Source organism: Desulfosporosinus paludis, from assembly GCF_045689965.1.
Classification (GTDB): Bacteria; Bacillota; Desulfitobacteriia; order Desulfitobacteriales; family Desulfitobacteriaceae; genus Desulfosporosinus; species Desulfosporosinus paludis.
The window spans coordinates 1,417,796-1,439,814 of the sequence record NZ_CP144211.1 but is presented as its reverse complement, the minus strand read 5'-3'; the positions used below and the strand labels follow the sequence as shown (position 1 = coordinate 1,439,814).

At 43.8% G+C, this 22,019-nt stretch carries 18 protein-coding genes; 15 read left to right on the top strand and 3 right to left on the bottom strand.

Annotated features, from left to right (window positions below):
- Window positions 1-53 precede the first annotated feature (53 nt).
- From VZF35_RS07410 to VZF35_RS07400, 3 genes are all read right to left on the bottom strand, one after another.
- Window positions 54-1,667, bottom strand: a complete 1,614-nt coding sequence (locus VZF35_RS07410) for an ABC-F family ATP-binding cassette domain-containing protein (protein WP_407312382.1) — start codon at window positions 1,665-1,667, stop codon at window positions 54-56.
- Window positions 1,668-1,897: 230 nt separating this feature from the next.
- On the bottom strand, window positions 1,898-2,254 hold the full coding sequence (locus VZF35_RS07405; protein ID WP_407312380.1) for a carboxymuconolactone decarboxylase family protein: 357 nt from the start codon (window positions 2,252-2,254) through the stop codon (window positions 1,898-1,900).
- A gap of 72 nt (window positions 2,255-2,326) precedes the next feature.
- Entirely contained in the window at window positions 2,327-3,712 is a 1,386-nt protein-coding gene (locus tag VZF35_RS07400; RefSeq protein ID WP_407312378.1) for an ATP-binding protein, read from the bottom strand.
- 230 nt (window positions 3,713-3,942) lie between these two features.
- Between VZF35_RS07400 and VZF35_RS07395 the strand changes: the two genes are divergently transcribed.
- From VZF35_RS07395 to VZF35_RS07325, 15 genes are all read left to right on the top strand, one after another.
- Entirely contained in the window at window positions 3,943-5,763 is a 1,821-nt protein-coding gene (locus VZF35_RS07395; protein WP_407312376.1) for a MutS-related protein, read from the top strand.
- A 347-nt stretch (window positions 5,764-6,110) separates the two neighbouring features.
- Window positions 6,111-8,126 (top strand): methyl-accepting chemotaxis protein, encoded by a 2,016-nt coding sequence (locus VZF35_RS07390; RefSeq protein ID WP_407312374.1) that lies wholly within the window; start codon window positions 6,111-6,113, stop codon window positions 8,124-8,126.
- Between the two features lie 103 nt (window positions 8,127-8,229).
- Window positions 8,230-9,621, top strand: a complete 1,392-nt coding sequence (gene asnS, locus VZF35_RS07385) for an asparagine--tRNA ligase (RefSeq protein ID WP_407312372.1) — start codon at window positions 8,230-8,232, stop codon at window positions 9,619-9,621.
- Window positions 9,622-10,019: 398 nt separating this feature from the next.
- Window positions 10,020-10,775, top strand: coding sequence for a GntR family transcriptional regulator (locus VZF35_RS07380; RefSeq protein ID WP_407314517.1), 756 nt, complete (start codon window positions 10,020-10,022; stop codon window positions 10,773-10,775).
- A 20-nt stretch (window positions 10,776-10,795) separates the two neighbouring features.
- Window positions 10,796-11,431 (top strand): B12-binding domain-containing protein, encoded by a 636-nt coding sequence (locus tag VZF35_RS07375; protein ID WP_407312370.1) that lies wholly within the window; start codon window positions 10,796-10,798, stop codon window positions 11,429-11,431.
- A gap of 439 nt (window positions 11,432-11,870) precedes the next feature.
- On the top strand, window positions 11,871-13,079 hold the full coding sequence (locus tag VZF35_RS07370) for an MFS transporter (RefSeq protein WP_407312368.1): 1,209 nt from the start codon (window positions 11,871-11,873) through the stop codon (window positions 13,077-13,079).
- Between the two features lie 96 nt (window positions 13,080-13,175).
- A complete protein-coding gene (locus VZF35_RS07365; RefSeq protein ID WP_407312366.1) occupies window positions 13,176-14,537 on the top strand; it encodes a uroporphyrinogen decarboxylase family protein in 1,362 nt (453 codons plus the stop codon).
- Between the two features lie 136 nt (window positions 14,538-14,673).
- Window positions 14,674-15,306: a B12-binding domain-containing protein gene (locus VZF35_RS07360; protein ID WP_407312364.1), complete on the top strand. Its 633-nt coding sequence runs from the start codon at window positions 14,674-14,676 to the stop codon at window positions 15,304-15,306.
- A gap of 97 nt (window positions 15,307-15,403) precedes the next feature.
- Window positions 15,404-16,249: a dihydropteroate synthase gene (locus VZF35_RS07355; RefSeq protein ID WP_407312362.1), complete on the top strand. Its 846-nt coding sequence runs from the start codon at window positions 15,404-15,406 to the stop codon at window positions 16,247-16,249.
- A 31-nt stretch (window positions 16,250-16,280) separates the two neighbouring features.
- Window positions 16,281-18,110: an ASKHA domain-containing protein gene (locus tag VZF35_RS07350; protein ID WP_407312360.1), complete on the top strand. Its 1,830-nt coding sequence runs from the start codon at window positions 16,281-16,283 to the stop codon at window positions 18,108-18,110.
- A gap of 321 nt (window positions 18,111-18,431) precedes the next feature.
- Window positions 18,432-19,079 (top strand): DUF2284 domain-containing protein, encoded by a 648-nt coding sequence (locus VZF35_RS07345; RefSeq protein ID WP_407312358.1) that lies wholly within the window; start codon window positions 18,432-18,434, stop codon window positions 19,077-19,079.
- Window positions 19,073-19,870: a dihydropteroate synthase gene (locus tag VZF35_RS07340; protein ID WP_407312356.1), complete on the top strand. Its 798-nt coding sequence runs from the start codon at window positions 19,073-19,075 to the stop codon at window positions 19,868-19,870. The genes VZF35_RS07345 and VZF35_RS07340 overlap by 7 nt, the downstream gene beginning before the upstream one ends.
- 62 nt (window positions 19,871-19,932) lie before the next feature.
- Window positions 19,933-21,105, top strand: coding sequence for a uroporphyrinogen decarboxylase family protein (locus VZF35_RS07335; protein WP_407312354.1), 1,173 nt, complete (start codon window positions 19,933-19,935; stop codon window positions 21,103-21,105).
- Window positions 21,106-21,125: 20 nt separating this feature from the next.
- Window positions 21,126-21,299, top strand: coding sequence for a hypothetical protein (locus VZF35_RS07330; protein ID WP_407312352.1), 174 nt, complete (start codon window positions 21,126-21,128; stop codon window positions 21,297-21,299).
- A 48-nt stretch (window positions 21,300-21,347) separates the two neighbouring features.
- On the top strand, window positions 21,348-21,974 hold the full coding sequence (locus tag VZF35_RS07325; protein ID WP_407312350.1) for a B12-binding domain-containing protein: 627 nt from the start codon (window positions 21,348-21,350) through the stop codon (window positions 21,972-21,974).
- The last annotated feature ends 45 nt before the right edge of the window (window positions 21,975-22,019 follow it).

Here is a 22,019-nt window from a genome sequence, read left to right as displayed (position 1 = left end):
GGTATTAAGAAAGTTCGAAATTTTATGATTCGAAAAACAAAATCTTAGGTTTTCTAGCGATACATGGTTTCTAACAAAGCCTGAACATCCTGATTTTCAAGATACTCATCGAATGACATTCTGCGGTCAAGAATTCCCTGAGGAGTAATTTCGATGATACGATTGGCGATGGTTTGGACAAATTGGTGGTCCTGAGATACGAAGAGAATATTTCCATCCAGGTTTGTTAATGAATTATTCAGAGCCGTAATAGATTCCATATCAAGGTGATTGGTTGGTTCATCGAAAAGAAGAACATTGGCCCCACTGAGCATCATTCTAGAGAGCATGCAGCGTACCTTTTCCCCTCCAGAGAGAACTTGAGCGGATTTCAAAGATTCATCTCCAGAAAATAGCATTCGCCCTAAAAAACCTCGGACAAAAGATTCGTCAGGATCTCTGGAGAATTGGCGGAGCCAATCCACTAAATTAAGATCTGTATCGAAGTAAGTAGAGTTATCTTTAGGGAAATAAGCTTGAGTGGTCGTAATACCCCAGCTGAATTCTCCCTCATCCGGAAGGATTTCCCCCATTAACACCTTGAACAATGTGGTTTTGGCAGTGCTGTTCGGTCCTACCAAAGCAATCTTATCTCCTTTATTCATCATAAAGGAGAGGTTGTCAAGAACTTTTTCGCCATTGATGTGGACGGTTAAGTCTTTAACAGTCAAGATATTGTTACCTGCTTCTCGATCAGGAGTAAAGGCGATGTAGGGATATTTGCGTGAAGACGGCTTAATATCTTCGAGAGTCAATTTCTCAAGCTGCTTTTTACGCGAAGTGGCTTGTTTCGCTTTAGAAGCATTGGAACTAAAACGTTGGATAAACTTCTGCAGTTCCTCGATTTTATCTTCTTTCTTCTTGTTGGCCTCACGCATCAACCGCAGCGCTAATTGACTGGATTCGTACCAGAAATCGTAATTTCCGACATAAAGCTGGATCTTCCCAAAATCAATATCGGCAATATGAGTGCAAACTTTGTTTAAGAAATGTCGGTCGTGGGAGACGACAATGACAGTATTCTCATAATTATATAGGAAGTTTTCCAGCCAGGTAATGGATTGGAGATCTAAATGGTTCGTAGGTTCATCCAATAAGAGGATGTTCGGGTTGCCAAAGAGGGCCTGGGCCAGTAAAACACGCACTTTTTCATTACCGGTGAGGTCTTTCATCATTTTGCTTTGCAGGTCTTTAGGAATGCCTAACCCCATAAGCATTTCGGAGGCTTCAGATTCTGCTTGCCAGCCGTTGAGTTCGGCAAATTCTCCTTCTAAAACGGAGGCTTTCATTCCGTCTTCCTCAGAAAAGTCCGGCTTAGAATAGAGGGCATCTTTTTCTTCCATAATTTCATAGAGTCTGGCGTGCCCCATGATGACGGTCTTCAGCACTTCAAAGTCTTCGAATTGAAAGTGATCCTGTTTTAAAACTCCAATTCGCTCTCCTGGAGTCAGTATGACCTCGCCACTTGTAGAGTCCAGCTCTCCGGAAAGAATTTTCAAAAACGTTGATTTACCGGCACCGTTGGCTCCGATCAAACCATAACAGTTCCCGGGAAGAAACTTAACATTAACATCTTCGAATAAGGCTCGTTTTCCAAATCTAAGGGTGATTCCACTGGTACTAATCATTAAAAATCGTTCCTTTATTAAGAATTTGTTCCAAAAATATATTATAGCATTATATGTCAAAAAGATATAGTTCAAGATAAATCCCCTTTAAGGAAAGAAATAGGTTGGTTTTCAACGTTCTTTCCAAAAGGGGATTCTGGGCAATAATCTTAAGATATGAGTTAGCACACTTGAAGTATAATATTAGGCGATAATTTTAGCGCCTAGTTCGTGAAAAAGCAGTGTTATAGTTAGTGAATTGAGGTGACTGCAGTTTCTTCTAATATTTTTCTAAGAATCAAAATTCCGGCCATAGTTTTGGGAAATCCAGCACTTGGAGCAACTAATAATATGGCGTGTTCAATCTCTTCTTCGGTGCAGCCACTTTTTAAGGCTTTCAAAATATGAGTCTGCAAAGCCCGAGGATATTGACATTCAGTAGATAAGGCTACTTTTATTAGCCAGCAGGTTTTTTGGTCCAATGGCCCGCCCTCTGTGTGAACCAAATGCCCATAGGTTTCGTAAGCTTTATATATGTCTCCATGATGTTCGGTAAAATATTTTAGATTAATTTCCGTAGCGTCAAGATTGTCGAAATAGTCATCCATGATGTCAGCTCCTTTACTGTTTCTTACATTGTTTGCCACAGTATGGATGACTATGCATCAAAATCGTAACACTTATTTATTTAAAGCAAGATGTCCCTCGATCCAATCAACAAACTGTCTTGCTGTGCGGGCTGAACGTCCGTTATACCACAACGCCCATTGTAAGGCTTCTTTGTGCAAAACATTTTGATCAATGGTTAAATTCCTATGCGAGGCAATCCCCTCGACAATCTTGAGGTATTGTTTTTGATCTGGAGATGAGAATACAACGTTAATCCCAAATCGATCAGCGAGGGATAACTTTTCTTGGATACTGTCCCCGGCATGCACTTCTTCATCGCGATTACTGGAGTGCAAGCCCGCTCTTTCACTAAAGTATTCTTTTACCAGATGGCGACGATTAGAAGTTGCATAAATAAGGATATTGGAAGTTTTGCTTTCTAAGCCGCCTTCGAGAACTGCCTTAAGTGATGTATAGTTTTCTTCGTTGTCACCAAAAACGAGATCGTCGACAAAGAGAATAAACTTTTGAGCCCGATTATTTAGAAGCCGGATAATTCGTGGAAAATCAGCCAGGAAGGCCTTGGGAATTTCAATCATGCGCAGTCCTTGATGATGGTAAGCGTTAAGGATTGCCTTGACCGTCGAGGATTTGCCGGTACCACGGTCACCGTAGAGAAGTACGTTGTTGGCTGGGTACCCCTTTAAGAATTGTGAGGTATTCTCTAAGATCTTGGAGCGCTCGTCTTGATAATCAACCAACTCGTTAAGAGTGATGGGATCAGGTCGCTCAACACTTTTGAGGTAGCCCTGGCCTTCAAGTCTCTCCCAAATAAAGGCGATACTTCGAGCAAAGATGCCACAGCCAAATTGCTGATGAAACCGTTTAAGCTCAGGAAGACAATCGTTCCAGTGCTGGCTTGCCAGAAACGTTTCTTTGAGATTGTGAAGATGCTCAGGCTCATGATCAGCTAACTTGCCAGGACAGGGTTCCCATTCGGGAAGCCCTTGGACAAAGGGTTTAAGGATGGTGTCGAAGTCACTGTCGGAACTGCTGCTATCGTCTCTGGAGTTAAAACGAGCAGCTATCTCAGCTTTCAGAGCTGCTGCATCGAGTTTTGCCACAGATTCTAAATTCCTTAAATCACAGGAAGCAGCCTTCTCAAGGGCATCCTCCATTGTAAGAGGGCTAATAGCTTGGGCATTAAACGAAAAGGAATTTTCATCAAAAATGATTAGATTAAGGATATGATTGGTCAGTGATAGTTGAGGGCATTTGGCTAAGTGATAATAGAAATCGTTGTACAAATTGACAATCTCACGTAATTGAATATCCTCTTTATCTAGAGCAATGAGCAGCTCTCTTAGCCGCCGCAGGACTGAATCTTCTAAAAGCCCTCGATAAACGGAAAGGGAATCTAGTGCTAATAATTCAGGAGCAGTTCTAGTTCGTCTCATATCCGGTTCCTCCAATAAGCGTCCTAATCAAAACACCCCCTCGGCCCGATTAGGGATAAGGGGGCGATAGGTCAAAACAGGTTTTAGCTTAGTATAACACTCAGAAAAACAGAAAGAAAGAATGAATGAAGTCGAAAAGGAATTACCCTTCCCAAAATGTGGTTATGAGGAGTTAGTTAGTGTATAATGCTTTTATATGTTTCTTGGGTAAGGTGTTGGAGGATAGTAATTTGAGAGAATTAGTAAACGCTAAAAGTCCGGAAGAGCAATATCAAAAACGGAAATCGTATTATGCACGAAGGTATGAAACGATAACTCAATTCATTAATCGCTTAAGCAACCTTCGACTGCTGACATTTCTCATCGGTGCAGTGATGGCGGTTGTCTTCTATATGCAGGAAAAGTCTGCTTGGGCTTATGGCATCCTTCTGCTTACGGTGGTCGCATTCATAGCCCTGGTCTTTTGGCACCAGACTTTAAAAACAAAACAAACGTATCTTCACGTTCTTTACGAGAATTACGATCAAGCCTTGAAGCGTTTAGTTGGAGAGTGGAAATTGTTCTCTGATCAAGGGGAAGACTTTAAAAATCCTGAGCACCCCTACGCAGAAGATCTGGATATCTTTGGCATAGGATCGCTTTATCAATGGATTACTACAGCGAAGACGTTTAGAGGCAGAGAAACGTTACGTGAAATTTTGATACACCCTCCTGAAGACTACGAAGTTATTAAAAAAAGACAGGTCGCTATCCTTGAACTGTCTAAAAATTTGGCCTGGAGACAGCGGTTTTTAGCGGAAGCAAGGTTAGCAAAACGTCCTATGAGATCGCCTGCAGGAATTATAGATTGGGCTAAGACGTATGATCCCATCTACCTGCGCCGGGATGTTCTTATTTTAGCCCGTGCTCTCCCGTTGGTTACCATCACGTTTTTGCTGTTATATTTCTTCACGGCGACAGTCTCATATTGGTTCCCCCTTTTAGGACTTCTTATTCAAGCAGGTATCCTTTTAATAGGAAAGCAAAGAGGTAAAACTCTCAATGCAGTGTATGAGTTTAAAGAAACGATACGCATCTATGAGAAAATGCTGGAAAGGTTTGAAAAGCGTTCCTTTCACTCGGATTATCTGCAAACCCTTAAACGTAATTTATGGGATCGAGATGGAAGGGCAGCCTTTGAACAGATTAGAAAATTGTCGGGTTTGGCTGATCTGATTGCTAATCGAGGAAATGCCATGTTTCTGATCGTAAATATCGTGACGCTTTGGGATATTCAGTGCATGATCTCTTTAGAAGCCTGGAAGGAGAAATCGGGCCGCTCATTAGGGCAATGGATTGATACCATCGCTGAATTAGAAGCGTTAAATAGTTTAGCCATTATTGCTGCAGATCACCCAGAATGGAGTTTGCCGGTCATAATTCCCGAAACGCCGGGTGTTATGGCTGTTGAAATGGGTCACCCCCTCTTAAAAAACCCAGTATGTAACGACCTATCAATGGACAAAGATTCTGGGGTTCTGTTAATAACTGGTTCAAATATGTCCGGTAAAAGTACTTTGTTAAGGACTGTCGGTATCAATCTTGTGATGGCCTATGCCGGAGTTCCAGTCTGCGCCAAGGTGTTTCGTTGTTCTATCCAACAGCTTTTTACCTGTATGCGGGTGCGTGATAATTTAGAGGAGAATATTTCTTCCTTCTATGCAGAATTACTGAGGATTAAGCGAATTGTAGAGGCCTCAAAGCAGGAAAAGCGAATTTTCTTTCTCCTCGATGAAATCTTTAAAGGAACAAATTCCGAAGATCGTCACGCCGGGGCCAGAGTCCTTATACGGCAACTAAGTAAAGCTGGGGCTATGGGCATGGTGTCAACCCATGATTTAGAATTGGGTGACCTGGAGCGTGAAACGAATCGAAACATCCGCAATTATCATTTCCGAGAGTTTTATCAAAATGGTCAAATCCATTTTGACTATAAACTTAGACCAGGGATCTCCACCACGCGCAACGCCATGTACTTAATTAAAATGGCCGGTATTGATGTGGAGGGGTAAGCATAAACTATAGTTTCTGCTGAATGTATCGGTTCTTTAGCGTTCCAATGTAATGGAAGTATCCGACGAGGGGAACTTCTCAAGTAAAAGAATAAATAATGAATAAATGAACGGATTGAAATCCAGATGACATTATTTCTGTCATCTGGATTTCATTTGTTTTGTTGTAGATGGTGTAAAATTGTTCGAAAAAACTAATAAACTATGTTTGTTTTGTAATCACCTCGAAAGGAGTAACAGTTAACCATTAACTATTAAGGCTGCATAATAACAACCTTTGAACAAAGGCCGAGAACATACCTCTTTGGAATAAAAACTTGCGATTAGAGCTTGGGGAGAGTTAATTGATGAATATGATGAAACGTACAATGTCGGTCAGAACACGGGTTACGCTTTTGATGGGAATCGTGATCATTGCCGTTGTAACACTTTTATCTGCGGCAAGTTTTTGGAATGCAGAGAGACTGCTTAAAATGAACGAATTGCAAACAGAAAAACTTGTGGAGCAAGGAATTCAAGATGAATTTGGCAACCGCCTAGATCGTGCTAAGTCTTCAGTGCTGTCTATGACGATGAACCCTGATGTGGCTAAAGCTTTGGCAGAACGTGATCGAGCTGCCCTGGCACGTTTGGTTCAACCTGTTTTTAATGAGATAAAAAAGGAGGGTTTTAGTCAGCTCCAGTTTCATCTGGCACCAGCCACTTCTTTCTATCGTGCACATTCTCCCAGTAAATTTGGCGATGACCTTACGAAACTTCGTCCTACAGTGGTGACCGCCAATAAAGAACACAGGATAGTGGAAGGACTGGAAGAAGGAGTAGAAGGGTATGGATTTCGAGTTGTGGTACCGGTCAACTATCAAGATCAATGGGTCGGCAGTGCTGAATATGGAATGGATTTCGGCGAAGATTTTTTACAAACTCTCCAGAAGAAGAATCCTGGAGATTACTTTATTTACCTGCTTGACCCCTCTGCCTCTCTGGTCAAAAATGTTAAGGAGAATGGAGGTCTGTTGGCCGGCACTGGTAAGGATAATTACCCGGTTCCGGAAAGTATGGTAAAAGCACTTGTGAATGGACAAACCCAGCTGACCGTGAGCAAAGATGGGCACTATAATGTTTTACTCATTCCCTTCAAAGATTATAAAGGTGAAGTGAAAGGGTATATTAAAACCATCCTTTCACGGGAAGGGGTATTGCAAGAGGTAAATGGCTTAAAACAATGGGTCTTGTTGGTCGGATTACTGGTTCTATTCTTAGGCGTCGTGACAGGATATTTGTTTTCGTTGAAAATTTCCCGCCCTCTGGCTGCATTAGCGGAAAATGCAGAGGTCTTAGCCACAGGTAATTTAAAAATTACTATCAGGACTGATTGGTACGGAGAATTGGGAACCCTAGCCCTGGCTATGAAGAAAATGCTGGAAAACACGAAGGATATCTGTTTTTCCATAAATCAAGCGCTAAGGCGTGTAGAGGATTCCACAAAGGAAATTTTAGTTGCCACAGATCAAACATCGCGAGGAACAGATCAAGTGGCCGCAAGCATTAATCAGGTAGCCGTTGGTGCTCAAAAGATTGCTCAACATACCAGTGAAATTGGCATACAAAGTGACGGCATTAATCAAAGCGTTCTATCCCTGGCCCAACATGTGGAGCGTATTTCAAGCAGTACCTCTGACGTAACTGAACGCACACAGCGTGGAGAAGACATGATGAAAGGCTTAGCGGAGAAGATGGGTATCTTTGCCGCTAAAGTGGAAGAAATTCAGACGGGAAGTCACCTTCTTAAAGATCAGACGGGGCAAATCCGTGGGATTACCAAAATCATTTCCGGAATTTCAGAACAGACGAATCTTCTGGCTCTTAATGCTGCGATTGAGGCAGCACGAGCCGGAGAAACCGGGCGAGGATTTGCCGTCGTGGCCGAGGAGGTCCGAAAATTAGCAGAAGGGTCTAAGCAAAGCGCCTCCCAGATCGCGGAGCTGATCGATCAAGTAACTCACAGCGTGGAAAATTCAGCCCAGGCCGCGGAAGAAGCATTCTCATTGATACAGGAACAATCGGGGATCGGGGATCGGGCACTGCAAGAATTTATGGAAATTTCCCAAGGAACGCAAACAGTCTCACGTCTATTGGGGGTAATGGTGGAAGAGGTTCAGCAAGTGGTCCGGATGGGTCAGGCGGTTTCCGGTTCAATCAAAGAGATTGCGGATATGTCCCATGATGATGCAGGCTCAGCCGAGGAAATCGCTGCCTCAACCGAGGAAATGAGTGCAACGGCTGTTACAATTCGCGATAGTGTTGGACAATTAGTCTTATTAATGAAGGAATTGAGAGCTCAAAGTACGCGATTTGTCAGTTAAGTTTAGCCTGGCAGCTTATCATTTGAAGTTAAGATTCTAATCAGGTATAATTGTAAATTAGAAAATTCTTAACCCTCAGGGGATCTTTTTGAGGAGGAAGGCTATGCAATCGGTTACCGTTAAACAAATTTTCCGAGAGACGGAGAAGTATCTCAATCAAAATATCGAGATATCCGGATGGGTTCGTACCATTCGCACATCCAAAGCGTTCGGCTTTATTGAAATTAATGATGGCAGTTTTTTTGAGAACATTCAGGTGGTCTTCGAAGAAAGCCTGACTAATTTTGCCGAAATTGGGAAGCTGACAATCAGTTCTGCTCTTCGCATCCAGGGCACCCTCGTCCCATCGCCGGGAGCGAAACAACCTTTTGAATTAAAGGCTGAGCAGATAGAGGTTCTTGCCCTATCAACAGCAGATTACCCCTTACAAAAGAAACGTCATACGTTTGAATACTTACGGACGATCGCTCATTTGCGGCCTAGAACGAATACCTTTGCAGCGGTCTTTCGAGTTCGGTCGGTGGTTGCTTACGCAATCCACAAGTTCTTTCAAGAGAAAGGGTATGTCTATGTACATACACCGATCATAACAGGAAGTGACGCCGAAGGCGCTGGGGAAATGTTCAGGGTTACGGCCTTAGATCTAGCAAATCCCCCCAAGAATGACGCTGGAGCTATCAATTTCGGCGAAGATTTTTTCGGGAAAGAAACGAGTCTGACCGTGAGTGGCCAGCTCAATGTAGAGACCTATTGTATGGCTTTTCGCAATGTCTATACCTTTGGACCCACCTTTCGTGCGGAAAACTCAAATACTGCGCGGCATGCCGCAGAGTTCTGGATGATCGAACCGGAGATTGCCTTTGCTGAACTTGCCGATAATATGAATTTAGCGGAAGAAATGATGAAATACATCATTCAGTACGCTTTAGATCATGCTCCTGAGGAAATGGCGTTTTTTAATAATTTTGTGGATAAAACGCTGTTTGAACGACTGGAAAATATCTTAAATTCCGATTTTGGACATATCACCTATACTGAAGCTGTTGAACTTCTGGAGAAAGAAAATGCTCACTTTGACTATCCGGTACACTGGGGTACGGACCTCCAAACGGAGCATGAACGCTTCTTGACCGAAAAGATTTTCAAAAAACCTGTGTTCGTATCGGATTATCCAAAGGATATTAAAGCTTTCTACATGCGGATAAACGATGACAACAAGACCGTTGCCGCTATGGATCTGCTGGTTCCCGGAGTTGGAGAAATCATCGGAGGGAGTCAACGTGAAGAACGTCTTGAGGTTCTCCAAAGAAGGATGGAAGAATTCGGACTTAAGGAAGAGGATTATAACTGGTATCTGGATCTTCGCAAATATGGCGGTGTGAAGCATGCCGGTTATGGGCTGGGCTTTGAACGGGTTATTATGTACTTAACAGGAATGTCGAATATTCGAGATGTCATATCTTTCCCCAGAACGGCCAACACGTGTGAGTTTTAAAGGTTATCTCCCCTGCAATTTCCTTGATCTAAATGATAATAACTGTTCTCAAGGTGGCGGGATCAATTCCCTCCACCTTTATTCGTATCTCAGAAAGTATAAGTTTTTGGGGTACCATAGGGTACCCTTTTACTTGTTGCTTAGGAAAGTATATAATCTAGGGCTTGTGGATATCTCGTTAAGTGCGTGCGTTAGCACGCTTTTTTCACTAAGAGAGCGGCCATGCCTGTCCCAGAATCGTATGCGCGTACGATTCTGCACCAGGAAGGCTTGGCGTCAGCCGATTTTTCTGAATTCCGCCGAGCTTTAAATAAGGTTGACACCCTAATTCGGTCATGCTAGAATGAGAAAAATTCAAATGTATAGACAATTTACAATAGGAATAGGTGTTTTTGGTGATTCAAGAAGAGATGCCCATCGATAAGAACTCAGTTATTCCCATTTATTATCAGCTATTTAAGCTGCTTGAAGGACAAATTCGGCGGGGAGAACTTAAACCAGGAGAATCTTTGCCAACGGAAAATGATATCGCGATGCGCTATGAAATTAGCCGTATGACGGTACGAAGAGCAATTTCCGAACTGGTAACTGCAGGAATGGTTTATGCTCAGCAGGGTAAAGGCACTTTTGTTGCTACGCCTAAACTAAATAACATAGTCTTTGAATTAAATGATTTTAATGAAGAAATTAAAAAGAGAGGATTAGATTATAAAACCACTTTGTTGGAAGCTAAGATTATTAGGGCAGATGAGGAACTGAGAGCTAAGTTTCAAATCGAGGAAGAAAACAAGCGGTTCTTATATTTTCGAACGGTATTGTCGGCTGAGAGTGAACGGTTATCTTATGAGGTAAAATATACAATCTATAGTAAGAGTAAACCGATTCTGGAAACGGAACTTAAAGATCCGAGTTTACCGGGTCTGATAGCGGCGCACACGGAATACGTTCCTGTAAGTTCTAAAAAGGTTTTACAGGTTGCGGCATGTACTAAGGAAGAAGCCTTAATCCTTGGGATTGCTCCCCAAGCTCCGGTTTTTCTCATTGAACAGACAATCTTTGATGCAGAACTTAAAACAGTGGGGTGGAGTAAGGCTGTTTATAGAGGAGATCGGTACAAATTAACCAGCTATGATGGTTGGTATAAAAACGATTAAGCTAATTGGGGGTTCATGAGGTGGAAGACGAACTACAAATAGCGATGGCGGACCTTGATGAGGAAAAAACCTTAAGGCTGGTAAAAGAAAGAATTCAGGCTGGTTATACCTCAGTGGATATCATCGAAAGCTGCCGGCGAGGCGTGGAAATCGTTGGGGAGAAATATAGTGACAATGACTATTTCTTGTCAGACCTTATTATGTCTGAAGAGATTCTCAAAGAAGTAATGCGGATTTTAGAACCACATATCTTGGTGAATGATTCTAAAAACGGATCAATGGCTACTCCTATCGTTATGGGGACTATTGAAGGAGATATTCATGATCTCGGTAAAAATATTATTATTTATCTATTGCGTTCGTCCGGCTACCGTGTTTATGATTTGGGCGTTGATGTGACGCCTGAGAGATTTGTTCAGGCCGTGAGCGAAACGAATGCCTCTGTTTTAGGAATTAGTGTTTTACTTTCATTCTGTATAAGTTCCATCAAGAAAGTCGTCGATCTGCTCGCAGATGCTGGCTTAAGAGATAAGGTTAAGATCGTGGTGGGTGGTTATCCTGTTAATCAGAAGGTCAAAGAATTTACCGGTGCGGATTTTTATGCAAACGACGTAACCGAAGCTCTAAAGATTTATCGTGAAATCTTAGAACAATAAAGATAAAGAAAGGTTCAGTCTAAGGGTATAGACGGAACCTTTCTTTTATTATCAGAATAGTAAATAATGTTTGACTGCAGATATAAGCTATGTTATTATTTGATCACAAGGAATTTGTCTATACATTCTAACAAGTATCAATTTATGAAATATTATTTTTTTGATCTTTTAAATGTATAGACAACTATACATTTAGAGAAAAAACTCACAAACTTATAATTTCTGAGCGGGTTATTAATCTTTCGTCAACCCTTATTCTCTTATACACATCTAGGAAATCTAAGATGTTATTTATAAATTTTTTTCACAAAAGTTTTTAAGGGGGGATGCCAAGGAAACATTTGGAATTTTTTCAAACAAGGAAATTCAATTGAGGACTTATACCGATCAGATTATTGGAATTTTTACCGCACTTATTAATGAAAGGATGATTAACGTTATGGCAATACTTGATGAGAGCGGATCAGAAAGCTCGTCCCCTAACAGTTATCGGTGGGTCATCTTAGCTCTGATGGTCGCCAGCTTTTTGCTTACCTTTATCAGCCGTATGGCTTGGCCGCCGCTTATTCCGGTCGTTGCACCAGTTCTGCACATGACCAATGTCCAAGCTGGTGCCTTGATGACGGCCTTTTATTTTGGCTATATTATTACTCAAATTCCAGCAGGCGTTTTAACAGACCGTCTAGGTGTTAAGGCCATCTTAACCATAAGTCTTGTCTTGGAGGGGATTGCTACTTTCGGGATGCGTTATATGAACAACTATGACACAGGCTTCTGGCTTCGGGTCATTGTAGGTTTAGGTGCGGGAGCAGTGATGTCAGCATGTACCCGTGCCGTAACGGAATGGTTTCCGCCTAAGGAAAGAGGTACGGCTTTCGGCATTCTGTTAGCGGCACCATCCGCTGGAATTGTGTTATCAAACTATATTGCCCCAGCCTTGAATAGCGTCTTAGGCTGGAGAGGAGTTTTTGAGGTTATTGGGGTTTTCACTATAATAATTGGAATACTTATCGTACTCTTAGTGCGTACGACATCCGAACAAACCCCCAAAAGCGGCAATCCTTTGGGTGGATTCAAGGTCATCTTTTCGAGCAGGGAATTGATTCTTGCCGCCCTGGCCGGTTTTTGCCTGCTCTGGTCCGAATTGGGGATTGCGACCTGGGCTAATGCCTATGTTAAAAATTTAGGATATTCGGTAGCAGCCGCAGGATTAGTGATGATCTTCTATGGTATCGGCGGTGTTATCGCACCATTATTCTCAGGATATCTTTCCGATAAGATTGGCAAACGCAAGAGTATCCTTATTTTCGCCTATGCCGCTCAAATTCCTGCCACCATCATTTTCGGCTATATGCATTCGATTGGCTTATTATATCTTTTGGGATTCTTGGTCGGATTTTTATCCTACTTGGCTAATCCGCATCTCAGTGTTTTAGTGACCCAGTTTGCCGGCAAAGAATGGGCTGCCACAGCTACAGGGACAACGAATTTTGTCTGGCAGTTAGCCTCCATGATTGGTCCGGTTGTCCTGGGCTGGTCGATCGATGTAAGCGGGAGTTTTTCCTCAGTTTGGTATATCCTGTCTGCCGGTCCGCTGCTCGGGATTTTCTTGCTCATGGGTATTAACGAGAAGGTTAAACGGGCCTAGATAGTTGTTTCTAAGATAGGTTTGGTGACGTAGATCTTTAAGAGAATCATCTGAGGTCTGCGTCACTGTAAATTAGAATTTTCAGGAGGATACGTTATGACGAAGTCAGTTGAGGAGCTTTATGCAGAGAGGCTGGGACGATATCAGGCGGCCATAGCCCTAGAACCGGTAGATCGGATGCCAGTAGCCTCTGGAAGTAATTACTTTTCCGAAGTTTATTCCGGAAATACGAATCAGGAGACGATTTATGATCCGGAAAAATGGCTGCAAGCGGAAGAAGCCTTTATCAAGGATTTTCCAGAGGTTGATGTGCTGCGGAATAATCGGGTTTGGGCTCCCTTGTATGATTCTGTAAACTTAAAAACCTACAAGCTTCCAGGTCGGGATTTACCTGTCCATGGTCAGATTCAATTTGTCGAAAACGAGTATATGAAAGCTGACGAATATGATCTGCTGATTAATAACAGAATGGAATTTATGATGGGCCGCTACCTTCCTCGAGTACTCGGGGACATGGCCGAAATGGGTTCTATTCGCTCCAATATGGCCTATCTCAAAGGTGGGATTGCTCAAGTTCTGACGTCTCAAGTTATGCGTAACCGATCCATTGCCCTGCAAACGAAATGCGGTATGCCTCAGCCTATGACCGGGGCTTTCGTAGCGCCGTTTGACGCTTTGTCTGATTGTATGCGTGGGCTCAGGTCCGTGTTAATTGACATGTATCGCCAGCCGGATAAAGTCGTTGCAGCCTGTGACGTTTTAGTTGACGAGATGGTGAACTTTGCTTTGTCTACGGCCGATCCTCTTAAACGTTACCCGATTTTTGTGCCAACCCATAAACCTCATTTCCTGTCACCGAAACAATTCGAGAAATTTTATTGGCCGTCCTTCAAAAGAACCATGCAGAAATTGATTGATGCCGGTTATTCGATAAGGGCTTACCTGGAGGGAGATTGGGGCAAGCACTGGAATCATCTTCTGGAGCTGCCGAAAGGCCGAGTCCTATGTGATATTGATAATCAAGGCGACATTTTTCAGGCTAAGAAGGACATCGGTCATCACTTCTGTATTACCGGTGGCGTACCTGATTCTTTGTTGATTCTTGGGGCACCACAGGAAGTGCGGGAGCGAGTCAAGATGCTGTGTGAAACTTTGGGAAAAGATGGCGGCTTTATAGTCAATGGTGGATGCAATATTCCTTATGATGCTAAACCGGAAAACTACCGGGCGATGGTTGATGCCATCATCGAGTTTGGGACGTACGATACCAGTTTGAAAATGAAGCCGAAAGCCGCTCCTGAAGTGGTTGGAGAATTGCCCGAGCGGAAAGTTCTGACACCCTGGGATATTCGTGTTGAAGAGTGGGGTGGGGTGCAAGGAGATGTGGGCTTAATTCGCCGTCCGTGGGAAATGTTAGAGAGCATGAGTTATGCCTGGATTTGGCAGTGGGTTATGTAATCCTTGGGAAACCAAACTAAACAGAATCGGAAAATTTTCGAGCACATGACCTTAAACCGATGATATTCATGGTTGTGGCAATTAAATGATGTATAAGATATGTACAAAATAATGGGAGCAGATGGAGGTATTTAAAATGGCTACGGAACTAACGAAAGCAATGGTGGGACTCGACGAGGACAAAGTTTATGAAATTGTGGATCAGCTCATCGCAGCAGGGAGCAATCCTGGAGATATCATTGCGCAATGTAATGAGGGTATGGTGGATATCGGAAAACTGTTTGAAAAGAACGAGTATTACCTTAGCGAACTGATCATGGCCGGAGAAATCTTCAAGAATATTATGTCCAAGCTGGAACCTATGCTTATTGGCAATGACCAAGCTTCCCAAACGATGAAAGGTACCGTTGTCATGGGTACAGTTAAAGATGACATTCATGATATTGGTAAGGATATTGTAGTTTCCATGCTGAAAGGGACTGGTTTTGAAGTTGTAGACTTGGGGGTAGATGTTCCACCCGAGAAATTTGTCCAGGCAGTGAAGGAAACAGGGGCCAAGATTGTTGGGGTGAGTTGTTTGCTGAACTTCACCTTCCCTGAAATCAAAAAGGTTGTGGACGAGTTAACTGCTGCCGGTTTGCGCGATCAGGTTAAGGTGATGATTGGCGGCGCTCCAATCAATGAAGATGTACGTGTTTACGCGGCAGCCGACTTTTATGGTAAAGATGCTGCCTCGGCCGTTAGTATTTGTAAACAAGTCTATCAATAATTTCCTTCTCAAGAGCAGTCTCTGCTTTATGATCGGTCCTGCTTAACGGATCTCGCAAGGAACCTTATAATTTTGACAAGGGGAAGAGGCATAAATTATGGAAACACGATTGTCTAGCTCAACGAAAGAAGTGATTATCAGTGAAAAACGGACCACTTTAATTGGCGAACGGATAAATCCTACAGGCAAAAAAAAGTTGGCCGAGGCTTTAAAGATTGGAGATCTTGAGATCATTCGTCAGGAAGCGCGCAATCAAGTATTAGCCGGCGCCGACATTTTGGATGTCAATGTCGGGGCAGGCGGGGTCGATGAAGTTGCGATGCTGCCTCAGGTTGTAAAACTATTAATGGCCGAGACTGATATGCCGCTATGTTTAGACAGCGGGGATGGAAACGCCATAGAAGCGGCCCTTAAGGTTTATCAAGGAAAGGCTCTGATTAACTCTGTCAAAGGAACTGAGCATTCTCTGGGGCAGGTGCTGCCCTTAGTAAAAGATTATGGCGCTGCGGTTATTATCTTACCTGCAGACGAACGTGGGATTCCGCGCGATGTTGAAACACGGATGGAGATTATTGATCGGGTCATTGAACGGTCTGCTAAGCTTGGCATTTCCCTCAATGATCTTGTCGTGGATTGTTTAGTGCTGTCCGTCGGCGTCGATGGTCATGGTGGAGTGGTGACATTAGAAACGATTCGTCGTGTCAAAGAAACCTATGGAGTCAACATAACCTTGGGTGCCAGTAATATTTCCTATGGACTCCCCGGACGGGAGGTTATCAACGGAGTGTTTCTAGGGATGGCTATCGCGGCAGGGTGTACCTGTCCGGTAGTTGACGCAGCTAAGGTGCGCAAATATATTATGGCCGCCGACTTGATTTTGGGAAATGACAGATTTTCCAAACAATATCTAAAATACTTCAGAGCCAATGAGAATCTGTTCTAAAGGAGCAGGTGATTGAAGGAAGGAATTTGGAATGACCGACCCATTGGTTACGGTAACTTTTCTTCCCAGTGGGGAAAGGGTTCAGGTCCCTGTTGGCACCGGTTTGCTGGAGGCAGCGCATCAGGCCGGCTTACAAGTCAATTCAATATGCGGAGGGAAAGGCAGTTGTGGAAAGTGCCGGGGCCGTTTGCTGAGCGGCGTTCTTCGTTCGCGAAGCTCAAGAACCCTTGAAAAAAGTGATGCCCAACAAACGATGCCAGAGATTATCCTGCTCTGCCAAAGCAACGTGTTTGAAGATGCTTCAATCGAGGTGTTAATGCCAGACAAGTCTGGCTTTGAGTATACCCCTGGCAAAGGGAGCGTTTTAGAACAGGAGTTGGAGCTTAACCCTGCCGTAAATAAAACATTTCACGTCTTGGCACTTCCTTCGATTCAGGATCAGAAAGCAGATGTCGATCGGGTTTTGGAAGCTTTACCAGGCTCCAGAGAACTGGACCTTGAGGCTGTTGCCGCTATCCCCAATGTGCTTAGAGAAGCTGAATATAAGGTAACCTCGGTCGTGGTCAATGATCGTTTGGTCACTGTGGAAGCTGGGGACACCGCCAAGGAAAGCTATGGAATTGCTTTTGACATTGGCACAACGAGTGTAGCCGGCTATCTCGTCAGCTTGACGGACGGCAAAGTCATTCAAACGGCTTCCGCTGCCAATAGCCAAAAAACCTATGGTGCCGATGTTATTTCCCGCATCGCCTATTCGGTAGAACAGCAAGATGGTCAAGCTCGTTTAAAACACTCAATTCTTAAAACGGTGGATAGTCTGATCGAGAAGTTGTTGCGGGAATCTGGGATAAACCGCAGGCGCATCTATTCCCTGGTATTTATCGGAAATACTGTGATGAGTCATCTGCTGCTTGGGGTGTCAGCGGTCGGAGTAGCTTCCTCACCCTTTGTTCCTGCTTTTAGCCGCAGCATTGAAGGGAGGACCAGCGAATTAGGCTTGGAAAATTTGCCGCCCTATACGAGGTTTACCTTGCTCCCCAATGTGGCAGGGTATGTAGGCTCGGATACCGTTGGCGTGATGTTGGCCACTAAAATTTATAATTTGGAAGGTAATTGGCTGGCCGTTGATATCGGTACCAATGGGGAAATTGTTCTGAGTTCCGGAGGACGTTTAGTAACCTGTTCAACGGCGGCCGGTCCGGCCTTTGAGGGTGCGAGTATAAGTCAGGGTATGCGGGCGGAACCGGGTGCTATTTACTGGGTGGAGTTTCAGGAGGATGTGCAACTCAAGGTGGTGGACGATGCACCAGCTCAAGGCATCTGTGGGTCCGGATTAATTGATTGTGTTTCGGAGATGTATCGTTTAGGAATGTTGCGGTTTAATGGGCGTATAAAGGGACCTGAGGAATGTCCTCCCCAGGTTTCGGTACAGATACGCAGCCGCATTAGACCGGATGGACAGGGATGGAAATTCGTATTGGCTGAAGGAGAGACCGAGGTAGCACTTACCCAGAGGGACATTAGCGAATTGCAGTTGGGAAAAGGTGCAGTGCGCGCCGGAATTGAAATTTTGTTGGAGCATCTGAGGATTACGTCCCACCAACTTGACGGCATCCTTTTGGCAGGGGCTTTCGGCAGCAATCTGCGGCCGGAATCCATCCAAGGAATCGGGATGTTTCCTCCCCTTGAATTAACAAAGATTAAAGCAGTCGGCAATGCAGCAGGGACCGGAGCTGTGATGGCTTTGTTGTCAAGAGAAATAATGCAGACTGCGCAGACCTTGCCTGGACGAGTGGAGCATATTGAGCTTTCTTTGTACGAGGGATTTTCCCGCAAGTTTGCCCAAGGGATACGGTTTTAATAGAGACAGACCAAATAAGGCGAAGGGGGAAAACAAATCCCCCATCGCCTTATTTGGTCTATCAGACGGACCACAACGACCCGGTGCATCGCAGATTGTTGCTCCCTCGGGAAGCACCCAGGGCAGAATGCCCCTTATTGGTTGTTGCACCAGCCTTAAATAACCACTCCAGGTCATGATAAAAGCATACTTAGCAACATTTGGTATGCTGAAGTTTCGTAAATACATTTTTACATAAAAATAAGCAAAAAAGGAATTTTTCAAATCATGCTTGTATATACATCTATACAGTACTACACAATTTTCTTGGAGGATTAGTGTATGTGTGCAGAATTCGATCATTTTGTCAGGGATGCTTTAGATTTCGGTGCGAAATATGCCGCTATTGCCAGCGTTGCGGACATAATCTTTAACGAAGAGTTTAGGGGCATGTGCGAACAGAATACCTGTGGAAGTTACAATAAGAACTGGATGTGTCCCCCTGCCGTTCCGCCTATCAATACATTCAAAGAAAACGTCTTAAACTTTAAACAGGGCTTATTAGTTCAGACGGTACATAACATAAAAAGTTCCTTTGACTGGGAGGGGATGATGATGGCTGCTGAAACTCATACGGCAATATTTAGGCTTATTCTAGACAGGCTTGAAAAAGATTCCAACTGTCAAGAAATATTGCCGTTAAATGCGGGCCCCTGTACGTATTGCAAACGATGCACGTTTCTTGACAGTGAGCCTTGCCGATTTCCGGACAAGGCCTTAACCTCTGTTGAAGCGAGTGGAATTGACGTGATGGCTCTGGAAAAAGTTGTGGAATACCCTACTACAATGGCAAAAATTCTGTTTCCTATGTTGGGCTCATCCTATTCAGAGTTTAACATCTTGTTACAAGGAGGTGATAAAAGAAACCTTAGGACAGACAACCTGGATAGATTCCCAATCAGACTCAAGGAGGGTTGCCAAAGATGTTGATCATCGGCGAAAAGTTAAATAGCTCGATTCCTAGTGTTCGGCAGTTCATTAATGACAAAGACACCGCTGCTATTCAGGATCTGGCCCTAAAACAAGCGGCTGCGGGAGCTGAATATTTAGATTTAAATACAGCTCAAGGGGATGAAGTGCCAAACATGGAGTGGCTTGTCCGAACGGTTCAAGAGGTAACCGATGTACCTTTATGTATTGACAGCACCTCGGCAGTGGCCATTAAAAAGGGCCTAGATACAGTCCAAGGGGATAAGAGCCGGGTTTTAATCAACTCTATATCCTTGGAAAGAAATCGTCTTGAAGAAGTACTTCCGTTAGTTCTGGAATATCAGTGCTCAGTCATTGGACTGACCCTAGACGACAATGGGATTCCCAAAACTGCCGAAGAAAGAATTGCACTTTCCGAGCGACTTATTGAGACTTTAACAAAAAATCATTACGACATTGATCGTCTCTATATAGACCCCCTGGTCCTTCCTTTAGCTGTAGATTACCTGAATGCCACGATGTTCTTCAAGTGTCTTACGGAAATCAAACATTTATTTAAGGTCAAAACGGTCTCTGGGTTAAGCAACATATCTTATAATTCGCCGAAACGTAAAATTGTAAATCGCCACTTTTTAACCCTTTGTATGGCATTTGACATGGACGCTGCAATTCTTGATCCACTCGACAGAAAAATTATGACCTCAGTCATTACCAATGATTTCCTGCTGGGAAAAGATCGCTTCGGCAAAAAGTATTTAAAAGCCTATCGCAGCGAGGTTCTGGATGATTAGATAAGTCTCTGAATAAATACTTGAACATTGAATAGTTCGAAAAGGGGAAGGGGTAAGCAACTATGAGCGAGAAGGAAATCCTTTACCAAAAAAGGTTGGATCGTTACATGACCGCTATGGCTTGTGGAAAGCCGGACATGGTTCCAGTGGCTTTCGGAGTCGGGGAATGGGTTGTCAAATACAAAGGTACGACCTTTCAAGAGGTCTATTATGATCTGGATAAAAGCAACGGCATTGTATCGGAGATGCTGCCTGGCCTGGATTTCGATGTCTTTAAAGGCGGACCTTCGCTATGGTGGCCTCCGATGTTTGATGCCATGGGTTCAAAATTATATAAGTTTCCCGGTATTGGTGTGGATGAGAATTCCACCTTTCAATACAATGAGGAAGAATACATGAAAGCAGAGGATTACGACGAATTTACTGCCAGTCCAACCGAGTGGCTTGTTAACCACTTTTTGCCGAATATCAGCACTGAATTAGCGAGTCCGGGGTCCTATAGATCAACGGTAGCCTTAATCAAAGGTGCAGCTGCTTTTGCTATGTCCGGAGGTATAACGGCGGCCGCCTACGGGAAATGGACGGTGGAACACGGAATTGTCGGGCAGGGTACAGGATTTACCAAAGCCCCCTTTGATACTTTGGGGGATGCTTTGCGCGGCATGAAAGGGATTCTTTTAGATCTACGCCGCCGGCCGGAGAAGGTTTTAGCTGCTTGTGAAGCTATTACCCCCCATAATATCAATTGCGGTCTGGCCGGTGCCGGAGCGGATACGCGTTTCCCCTGTTTTGCCCCTCTTCACCGCGGAGCCTATCCCTTCCTTAATCCGCATCAATGGGAAACCTTCTATTGGCCTTCCTTAAAAGCGACGATTGAAGGTCTGTGGGCCAAAGGAAAACGAATGTTATTTTACGCTGAAGGAGACTGGACTCCGTATCTTGAGAAAATCGCTGAGTTGCCCGAAAAGAGCATTATCTTCCAAATTGATACCACCGATCCTAAAAAGGCCAAAGAAATCCTAGGCGGTAAGTTCTGTCTTCAAGGTGGTGTTCCTACGACCCTTTTAACCTATGGCACTCCGGATAAAGTCAGAGAGCAGGTTAAGAGATCTATTGATGAATTAGGACGTGATGGCGGGTTTATTTTGGACACCGGCGGGGTTGTCATGGGAGATGCTAAACAGGAAAATGTTATGGCGATGATTGAAGCAGGCCGTGAATTCGGTGTTTATTAGAAAGATAGGGGGGAAAATCAATGTCTGAAAAGGAAAAACAGTTGTTAAATCCTAATCCCGGTGTTTGTGTGCCCTGGGATGTAAAACTAGAAGAAGTTGGAGATTTTCCTGGGAATGAGGAAATTGTCAAAAAAGAATGGGAGAAGTTGGATGACTTTGCCTATAACTTTATTTGGTTTTGGGTACAGCGTTAGAAGCGAAAGTGAGGCCTTGTCAAGTTAATACAGAAGGAGTGGTATAACATGCTAACAGATGCTTTATCGAAGGCAATTGCGGAATTAGAAGAACAACAGGTGGCGGAGCTGGTCAAGGAACGTTTAGCAAGCGGTGTAACTCCCCTGGAAATTGTCAATTCATTGCAGCAAGGTATGGCTGAAGCCGGCTCTCGATTTGAGACAGGGGAATATTTCTTAGGTGAACTGATTATGTGTGGGGAAATTATGCAGGATTCGATGGTAGTCTTAGAACCTCTGCTAAGCGGAAGTAATGCTGAATACAAAGGAAATATCGTCATGGGCACCGTTAAAGGGGATATCCATGATTTAGGCAAAAATATCGTTGTTATGCTTCTTAAAGGATCAGGTTATAACGTGATAGATTTAGGAGTGGACGTGCCGAAAGAGAAGTTTATTGACGCCATTAAGGAATACAAGGCTCCTCTGGTGGGGATGAGTGTTCTCTTAACCGGTTGTCAGGAATCCATGAAAGAAACCATTGCGGCTATCCGGGCAGCGGGTTTAGAGACAAAGGTTCTTATCGGCGGCAACTATATCGATGATGTCGTCAAGAACTATGTAGGAGCGGATTTCAGTGCTCAGGCAGCGACGGATGGAGTTAAGGTGGCCGATGGAATCTTCGGTGCGGCGTAGCATGTTTGATCTCCCAAAAGCCTTTCGTTCAAAAGGTCGCTAATT